The 6,190-nt window shown below is 67.7% G+C and carries 5 protein-coding genes; 2 read left to right on the forward strand and 3 right to left on the reverse strand.

Going from position 1 to position 6,190, the window contains the following annotated elements; all coding sequences use genetic code 11:
- From ACOJTB_RS13995 to ACOJTB_RS14005, 3 genes are all read right to left on the reverse strand, one after another.
- Positions 1–706, reverse strand: a 706-nt coding sequence (locus ACOJTB_RS13995; RefSeq protein ID WP_420103138.1) for a PPC domain-containing DNA-binding protein, incomplete at its 3' end; no start/stop codon positions are given.
- Positions 703–2,337 (reverse strand): acyl-CoA synthetase, encoded by a 1,635-nt coding sequence (locus ACOJTB_RS14000; RefSeq protein WP_420103139.1) that lies wholly within the window; start codon positions 2,335–2,337, stop codon positions 703–705. The genes ACOJTB_RS14000 and ACOJTB_RS13995, both read right to left, overlap by 4 nt.
- A gap of 1 nt (position 2,338) precedes the next feature.
- The gene (locus tag ACOJTB_RS14005; protein ID WP_420103141.1) at positions 2,339–3,193 is read right to left on the reverse strand and encodes an IclR family transcriptional regulator; all 855 of its coding nucleotides are present in this window, start codon (positions 3,191–3,193) and stop codon (positions 2,339–2,341) included.
- A 270-nt stretch (positions 3,194–3,463) separates the two neighbouring features.
- Here ACOJTB_RS14005 and ACOJTB_RS14010 point away from each other — a divergent pair, with 270 nt between their 5' ends.
- Positions 3,464–5,332, forward strand: a complete 1,869-nt coding sequence (locus ACOJTB_RS14010) for a TRAP transporter large permease (RefSeq protein ID WP_420103142.1) — start codon at positions 3,464–3,466, stop codon at positions 5,330–5,332.
- 42 nt (positions 5,333–5,374) lie between these two features.
- On the forward strand, positions 5,375–6,190 hold an 816-nt coding region (locus tag ACOJTB_RS14015), incomplete at its 3' end, for a TRAP transporter substrate-binding protein (RefSeq protein ID WP_420103140.1).

The following is a 6,190-nucleotide window of genomic DNA, read 5'->3' on the forward strand; positions in this document are numbered from 1 at the left end:
CCGTGATCGCGACCTCTGTCGCGAAACGCTCGACCGCCGGCCCAGCCTCGAACCGCGCGCCGATCGTCGAGCCGACGCCGCCATGGATCACGGCTTCGGCGATGCCATGCTGGGCGCAGAATTCTTCCAGCGCCCCGCAGAAATCGATGTTCGGCTTGACCCGCAGCGCAAAGAAGCGCCCTTCGCGGCTCGCTCCGAGCAGATCGGCCTGCCGCGGCCCGAACAGCTTGAAGTTCGTCTCCTCATCCCCTTCGGCGACGAAGGCCGCCCCGTCGATCCCGACCGCCGGCAGCGTGATCGTCTCAGCCACCATCGTCTCATCGGGCAGGATATGGCCGCCGGAACGATGGCCGGACGCCTCGGTCCAGAGCGCATGGGCGTGGAAGAAGGGCAGGCCGTCCCGCAGGCCGAAGGTGATCGCGCCGGTTTCGAGGCGCGCGATCCCGCCGGGCCGGAAAGTCTCGCTGTAGAAGGCCGCATGCTCCGGCGTCTTCGACAGCGCCGGCATCACATAGGCGAAGGGCGACAGCGCCAGCCCGTCGAGCCTGGCCACGCCCGAGACGAAGCCGGCCGCCGCGAAGCTGCGGCGCAGCGCCTCCAGCAGCGGCAGCCCCGCCTCCAGCGTCATCGGGAAGGCGCGCCCATGGCATGCGACCGCCTGGATGCGCTCGGGCGTGCCGGTGCCGGGCTGCTCGATGTGCCTCATGAGACGGCCCCCGCCATCCGGGCAAGCTCGCCGCGTGCCTCCAGCTCGTCCTTGACCAGCCGCTTGGGCACCTTGCCGTAGCCGGATTTCGGCAGCGCCTCCCAGAACAGGAAGCGCTTGGGCATCTTGTAGCGGGCGATCTTGGGGCTGAGGAACTCGGCGATCTCCGCCTCGCTCGCCCGCGCACCGGGCCGAGCGACGCAGACCGCGATGCCGATCTCGCCCCAGACCGGATCGGGAACCCCCAGCACCGCCACCTCGGCGATGGCCGGATGGGTCAGGATCTTCTCCTCGATCTCGCGCGGATAGATGTTGGAGCCGCCCGAGATGTACATGTCCGAGGCGCGGCCGGTGATGTAGACGAAGCCCTGCTCGTCCATATGGCCGAGATCGCCGGTGCGGAACCAGCCGTCGCGGAAGGATTTCGCATTGGCCTCCGGGTTGTCGTAATAGCCGGCGAAGACAGCGGGTCCGATCACGCAGATTTCGCCCTGCACGTGGGGAGCGACCTCCCTGCCCTCCTCGTCCTGGATCTGCACCTGCATGCCCGTGCGCTCGAAGCCGCAGGTGCCGATGCGGGCATGCGGCCCGTCCTCGGGCTCGTGCAGGGCCGGCGGCAGCACGGTGATATTGCCGGTCACCTCGCCCAGCCCGAAATACTGCACGATCACCTTGCCGAGCTTCTTCAGCGCCGCCTTCTGGTCCTCGCGATACATCGGCGCGCCGGCATAGATGATGTGGCGCAGGCTGGAATGGTCATGGGCGTCGACGGCGGGATGCTCGACCAGCATCTTCAGGATCGTCGGCACGGTGAAGATGTTGGTGATGCGGTGGGTCTCGATCAGCCGGTAGGCCTCTTCGATATCGAAGCGCTCGCTCGGCAGCAGGATCGAGGGCGCCCCGCGCGCCGACATCACCAGCTGATGCACTCCCGCGCCATGGGAGAGCGGCGCCACCACCAGCGAGGCATCGGCCTCGGTCGAGCCCGGCAGCAGGTCGCACAGATGGTTCGTCACCACGAAGCCCATTTGGCCATGCGTCAGCACCGCCGCCTTCGAGCGGCCCGTCGTGCCCGAGGTGAAGAAGAACCAGCACGGATCGTCATGATCCACCGCCGCATTCTCGACCCTCTCGCCGAGATGGCGCTCGATCACCGACGCGACCGCATTCTCGCCGAAGCCGCCCTCACCGATCCGCCAGGTGAACTCCAAAGCCGGGCTCGCCGCCGCGACGGCCCCCGCATGCGCCGGGAAATCGCCATGGCAGAGGAAGCCCTTCGCGCCGGAAGCGGTGGCGAGATAGGCGACCTCGTCCGGCAGCAGGCGGAAGTTCGTCGGCACCCAGACCGCTCCCAGCCGGAAGGTCGCGAACATCGAGACGAACATCGCGTCGCAATTCTTGGAATGGACCAGGATCCGGTCGCCCTTGCCGATGCCGCGCGCGCGTAGGCCCGCCGCCAGCGCCGAAATCTGGGCATCCAGCGCGGACCAGCTCAGCGTCAGATCGCCCCAGATGAAGGCAGGGTGAGCCGGCAGGCGCCTCGCATTCTGCGTCGCGATATGGGCGAGGTTCATCACGCGCCGCGTCATCGGCACAATTCCACCTTTGGGGTTCATGGCTTGCGGTGCCATCTCAGGCCCTCCTCCTCGCGGCCGGCGCAAAAGCCGCCTCGGTCGCGGGCGCACCGGCCCGCCGGGTTCGAAACAGATCGGCCAGCGCCGCTTCCATGCGTGCCGCCTCCTCGCCGAGCAGCGCGCCGATCTCGGCCTGCCGTGCCGGCGCCATGCGGCTGTCGATCGCCGCGATCGAGAAGGCGCCCGCGACGCGCCCGTCCGGATAGCGAAAGGCCGCGCCCAGCCCCCAGGAACTCGGGACGAGGCGGCCCGGATTGAGCGCGAAGCCGCGCGCACGCGCCTCCGCGACGTCCTCGCGGAGCGTCTGCGGGCCGAAGAGCGGGTAGCGGGCCGCCAGGACGGGCTCGTTGGCGCCGAGGATGCGCTCCACCTCCTCGTCCGGCAGCGCGGCGAGGATGGCCAGCGAACCGGCCCCGACACCGAGTGGATGCTGGTCGCCCGTCTGCAGCGCATGGGTGCGCACGGGGTAGCTGCCCTCCTGCCGATGCAGGCAGACGGCGAAGAGGTCGCGCCGCACCGTCAGGAAGCTCGTATCCTGGGTGTGGGTCGCCAGCCGGCGCAGATTTTCCATCGCCAGCAGCGGCAGGTCGTGGCGCCGAGCCGCCAGCACGCCGAGCACGAAGGCCTGTTCGCCGAGCCCGTAATGGCGCGTTCGAGGCTCCTGCTCGACCAGCCCGGCGCGCATCAGCGCGAGCAGCAGCCGGCGGGCCGTGGGCTTGTTGAGGCCGCTGGCTGCGACGATGTCGGAGAGCGGCAATCCAGCGGCCGGCTCGCGCCCGATCAGCGCCAGCAGCGCGAGCGCGCGATCGACGCTCTGCGAGCCCGACAGCTCGGCGCGCGATGCGGATGACAGCAAGACGGATGCCCTCCCGGCGGTCCATGATGCGGACCTTATTCTTATATCTTCAGCCTAGTCGGCCGCCCCGGCCATTGCAATGCATCGATCAGCGTGTAATCTCCGCCTTGTCCGGCCGTGGCTGATGCCACAGTATGGACCACACGAGACGCTGCCCGGTTCGATCCAGAGTGCGGCGCGATGGGGAGGATGACGCATGGACCGCACGGCACGCCGTGCCTGGGCGCAGTCGGCTGCGGCCGCACCGACATCGGACAGGGGCGCGGCATGACCGGCGCCGCCGATACGCTCACCATCCCGGAGAATCTCAGCGAGAACGCCGATGCGCGCCCGGGCTCCCCGATCATGCGCCCGGTCGAGATGGTGGCGGCGGCACTCGTCGCCGTCGTGATCTGCGTGCTGCTGCTGGGCGTGACATCGCGCTACGTCTTCTCACTTCCCTTCGTCTGGATCGACGAGGTGGCCTCGCTCTGCTTCATCTGGCTCGCCATGCTCGGCTCGGCCATTGCGATCGACCGCAACGAGCATCTGCGCCTGTCGCTCTTCGTCGGAATGATGCCGCCGCGGCTGCGCGCTTTCGTCGAGACGGCGGCGCTCGTCGCCATCGCGGCCTTTCTGGCCGGGCTGGTCGACCCGGCGATCGAATATGCGGTGGAGGAAAGCTACGTCACCTCCGCCGCACTCAACATCCCGATGAGCTGGCGGGCCTCGGCCATCGCCGCCGGCATCGTCCTGATGCTGCTGCTGACGCTGCGCTATGTCTTCCGCACCGCCCGCCTCGGCGATCTGGCGCTGGCGGCCGCCCTGATCGGCGCGGCCGGCCTGGCCTTCTGGCTGCTCGGCCCCACTTTGCGCGGCCTCGGCTACGGCAACATCCTGATCTTCCTGCTCGGCGTGGTGGCTCTGTGCCTCGTCGCGGGCGTGCCGATCGCGTTCTGTTTCGGGCTCGGCACGCTGTGCTTCCTCGTCTTCTCCACCAATGTCCCTGTGATGGTGATGGTCGGGCGGATGGACGAGGGCATGTCGAGCCTCATCCTGCTCTCCGTGCCGATCTTCGTGCTGCTCGGCTGCATTCTCGACGCCACCGGCATGGGCAAGGCCATCGTCGATTTCCTGGCCTCGATGCTCGGCCATGTCCGCGCCGGCATGTCCTATGTGCTGCTCGGCTCGCTCTTTCTCGTCTCGGGCATCTCCGGCTCCAAGGTCTCGGACATGGCAACGGTGGCCCCGGCCCTGTTCCCGGAGATGAAGCGGCGCGGTTACAAGCCCAAGGATCTGATCGCCCTGCTCTCGACCGGCGCGGCGATGGCGGACACGGTGCCGCCCTCCATCGTGCTGATCGTGCTCGGCTCGGTCGCCGGCGTCTCGATCGCGGGGCTGTTCAATGCCGGCTTCGTCATCGCAGGCGTGCTGCTCCTGGCGCTGGCCGGCCTCGCCCGCTGGAAGGCGATGGCCGAGGAAATGAGGGGCGTGCGCCGCGCGCCGCTGGCCTTTATCGGCAAGACGGCACTGATCGCCGCGCCGGCCCTCGTCCTGCCCTTCCTCATTCGCGCCGCGGTCGGCGGCGGCGTCGCGACCGCGACGGAGGTCTCGACCATCGCGGTGCTCTACGCGCTGGTCATCGGCATGGTGCTCTATGGCGGCATCGGCCGGCAGCGCTTCTATGCGATGCTGGTCGAGACCGCGGCGCTGTCGGGCGCGATCCTGATGATCCTCGGCACCGCGCTCGCTATGGCGTGGGCGCTGACGCAGACCGGCTTCGCTCGCGATCTGGCGAGCTTCATGGCGGGGCTTCCCGGCGGCTGGCTGACCTTCATGGCCTTGACGATCGTCGTCTTCATGATCCTGGGCTGCGTGCTCGAAGGCCTGCCGGCGATCGTGCTGATGGCCCCGCTGATGTTCCCGATCGCCAGGAATCTCGGCATCAACGATGTGCATTATTCGATGGTCGTCGTTACCGCGATGAATATCGGGCTGATGGCGCCGCCCATCGGCATCGGCTTCTACATCGCCTGCAAGATCGGCAACGTCTCGCCGGACGAGGCGATGGGCGCGATCTGGCCCTATCTCATCGCCCTTCTGGTCGGCCTCGTCGTCATCGCTCTGGTGCCGGGCCTGTCCACCTGGGTGCTGTAGACTTTTGCGACAACAAGAACCGACCTCGAGGAGAAAACGCTCATGACCCTGTCTCGCCGCACCCTGCTGAAGGCCACGGCCGCCGCCTCCGCCATCGGCACCTTCCAGATCGGCCGTGCCAACGCGCAGAGCGCCGAATTCAGCTACAAATACGCGAACAACCTGCCGATCGTGCATCCGATGAATGTCCGCGCCAGCGAGGCGATGGCGAAGATCAAGGACGAGACCAAGGGCCGCGTCGACATCCAGATCTTCCCGAACAACCAGCTCGGCTCCGACACCGACATGCTGAGCCAGGTGCGCTCCGGCGGCGTCGAGTTCTTCACCCTCTCGCCGCTGATCCTCTCGACGCTGGTCGCCAACGCCTCGGTCTCGGGCATCGGTTTCGCCTTCCCGAATTACGAGGCCGTCTGGAAGGCGATGGACGGCGATCTGGGGGCTTATGTCCGCGGCCAGATCCAAAAGGCGAACCTCGTCGTCATGGACAAGATCTGGGACAACGGCTTCCGCCAGATCACCTCCTCCAAGGGCCCGATCAACACGCCGGACGACCTCAAGGGTTTCAAGATCCGCGTGCCGGTCTCCCCGCTCTGGACCTCCATGTTCTCGGCCTTCCAGTCGGCGCCCGCCTCGATCAACTTCGCCGAGGTCTACAGCGCCCTGCAGACCAAGGTGGTCGACGGCCAGGAAAACCCGATGGCGATCATCTCGACCGCGAAGCTGTTCGAGGTGCAGAAATACCTCTCCATCACCAACCACATGTGGGACGGGTTCTGGTTCCTCGGCAATCGCCGCGCCTGGGAGCGGCTGCCGGAGGATCTGCGCGCCATCGTCGCCAAGCACCTCAACGCCGCCGCC

The organism is Allobosea sp. (assembly GCF_048595345.1).
Taxonomy (GTDB): domain Bacteria; phylum Pseudomonadota; class Alphaproteobacteria; order Rhizobiales; family Beijerinckiaceae; genus Allobosea.